The organism is Puniceicoccus vermicola (assembly GCF_014230055.1).
Lineage (GTDB): Bacteria > Verrucomicrobiota > Verrucomicrobiia > Opitutales > Puniceicoccaceae > Puniceicoccus > Puniceicoccus vermicola.
Genome location: NZ_JACHVA010000060.1, coordinates 1 through 1,104, shown reverse-complemented (window position 1 = coordinate 1,104; position 1,104 = coordinate 1). Strand labels below are relative to the sequence as shown.

The window sequence follows — 1,104 nt, the reverse complement described above, 5'->3', positions numbered from 1 at the left end:
CAATGCGTTCGGTCTTCGTCCCGCAGCGCCCGCAGCGAACCCGACGGACACTCAACTCCAGACTTAACCGCTGATCCAACAGATCACAGTCGCGAATACGGCGCAGCGACTGGTCGTGAATCCTCCGGCAACTCTGCCCACAACCTCCACAGACCGGATCGTTTAGGGCCTCTAGGATGAACAACAAATGCCCTTTTCCCAGATGCTTGTGTTTATACAAAGTGTAGCCTTCCCAAAACAGGGAACATAGTACAGACTTCATGTTGAAGCGGTTTTGAAGTGATTGATGTTAGTGTAGTTACAACATCAGTTAACTTCGATTCCGCTTCTTTGCTACTTCTTTCCCGCCAATCGACGATGAACCAAAAAAAAGCCGGTGGGAATCGGCGCGGAGGAGCGTCGGACGCAACGAAGGGGTCCGGGGCATCGTGAGCCGTTGTTGCCGCTATCTGGGGAAGAGTCGCCAGAACTATTACAAAAGACGTATGGAGCGTCGAGGCAAGGAGATGGAGACCGAGGCCGTGGTGGACTGGGTCAATCGTGAACGTGCGGTGCAACCGCAGTTAGGAGGCTTAAAACTGCACCATCGGATGAAAGAACAAGAGGTTCCTTTCCAACTGGGCCGCGACCGGTTCTTTGACCTGTTGAGGGAGAAAGACTTACTGGTCAAGCCGGAGCCGAGCACACCGCGCACAACTCAGTGGAAAGAGTATCTTCCCGTATTCCCCAATATCGTGGCTGAACGTCCGGCCGAGGCTCCGGAGGAAGTGTGGCTTTGCGATCTAACATACATCGCAACCGACGAAGGCTTCCAGTATCTTTTTTTGATCAGCGACCAGTTCTCGCGAAAAATCGTTGGTTATCATCTCAGCGATACGATGGAGACAACGGACGCCCTTGAGGCGCTGCGTAAGGCTTGTGGCAGCCTGACTCCGGGCAAAAAACCACGGCACCACTCCGATAGAGGATGCCAATACTGCAGCCATAAGTATGTCAACGAACTGCACAACCGCGGTATCTCGGTGAGTATGACCGAAGTGAATCATTGCTACGAAAACTCACAGGCCGAACGGCTCAACGGCATACTTAAGCAGGAATACGGAC

At 53.0% G+C, this 1,104-nt stretch carries 2 protein-coding genes; one reads left to right on the top strand and one right to left on the bottom strand.

Going from position 1 to position 1,104, the window contains the following annotated elements; all coding sequences use genetic code 11:
* Nucleotides 1-262, bottom strand: a 262-nt coding sequence (locus H5P30_RS07600; protein ID WP_185691151.1) for a transposase family protein, incomplete at its 3' end; no start/stop codon positions are given.
* 223 nt (nucleotides 263-485) lie between these two features.
* On the opposite strand from H5P30_RS07600, the gene H5P30_RS07595 reads away from it, so the two are divergent.
* Nucleotides 486-1,104, top strand: a 619-nt coding sequence (locus H5P30_RS07595) for an IS3 family transposase (RefSeq protein ID WP_246459509.1), incomplete at its 3' end; no start/stop codon positions are given.